We start from the raw sequence: 1,159 nt of genomic DNA, 5'->3' as shown, positions 1-1,159 counted from the left end.
GTCCGCGCTGCACCGAAAGCTGGTCACGGATACCCAGACGCTCGGCGAGATGCGCGCGCGGCGCGAAGCTCGGCGCCTCGAGCCTGGCATAGGCGCGCATCTCGCCGAGCGTCTGGGTATCCGTGACCAGCTTTCGGTGCAGCGCGGACAGCGTTGCCGGGTCGCCGCCGGAGAACGCACCGCCGGCATAGGTGGCAAGATCGAGGATGCAGCGTTTCAGGCGCGAGACGATGGCGTCGCTGGCCAGTTTTGGCAGGATCAGCCGGCTGGTCAGGCCGGCGCAGACGATGCCGAGCACGATCTCGGCACAGCGCGCGACAGCGAGGTCGACGACGAGATGCGGCTGTCCGAAAGCGGGCAGGCCGATGATCATTGCGGTGTAGCCGGCCAGGGCGGCGCCATAGGCTTCCGGATTGCGCAGCAGCGACGAGACGAAGGTGCAGATGCCGATCCAGACGGCAAGCACAGTCACCAGCACCCAGGGGTTGGTGCCGAAAACGGTGGTGATGCCGATCGCGGCGATGCCGCCGACCAGCGTGCCGAGCAGCCGGTAGAAGCCCTTCGCCAGCACCATGCCGGCAACCGGCTGGGCGACGATGAACACCGTCATCATGGCCCATTGCGGATGGTCGAGCTTCAGCGCATAGGCTGCCAGCAGCGCGATCAAGCCGGCTGAAACGGTGCGCAAGGCAAAGATCCAGTCGGAGCGCGTCGGCTGCGTCAACCCGGCTAAACTCGTCCCGAAATAGCCTTTCAGCCGCGTCCTGGTCACATGCTCGTCTCCGCAGCTGGAGCCTTGTTATGGACCGGCTGGCGGCTAGATATCCAGCACTTCCGTCTCGGCGAATTCGGCGCGTTCCTGGATGAACCGGAAGCGGGCCTCCGGCTTCGTGCCCATCAACGCATCGACGGCGTCCTTGGTCGCCGTCTCGGCGTCGATTACATCGATCCTGAGCAGCGTTCGCTTCCTCGGATCCATGGTGGTTTCCTTGAGCTGGGCGGCCATCATCTCGCCCAGACCCTTGAAGCGGCCCAGTTCCACCTTGCCGCGCCCGGTGAATTCGGTGCGCAGGAGCTCGTCCTTGTGGGCGTCGTCTCGGGCATAGGCGACCTTGCCGCCTTGCCTGATCGAGTAAAGCGGCGGCACGGCGAGATAGAG

The 1,159-nt window shown here is 65.4% G+C and carries 1 protein-coding gene and 1 pseudogene; both read right to left on the bottom strand.

The window, feature by feature from the left end; genetic code table 11:
• Positions 1-772, bottom strand: a 772-nt coding sequence (locus EN994_RS32380; RefSeq protein WP_164746463.1) for an FUSC family protein, incomplete at its 3' end; no start/stop codon positions are given.
• 45 nt (positions 773-817) lie between these two features.
• Positions 818-1,159, bottom strand: a pseudogene (locus tag EN994_RS32375) (DNA topoisomerase IV subunit B); the annotation flags it as partial.

Source organism: Mesorhizobium sp. M7A.F.Ca.CA.002.09.1.1, from assembly GCF_003998555.1.
Taxonomy (GTDB): Bacteria; Pseudomonadota; Alphaproteobacteria; order Rhizobiales; family Rhizobiaceae; genus Mesorhizobium; species Mesorhizobium ciceri.
This window is presented reverse-complemented; position numbering and strand designations above follow the sequence as displayed.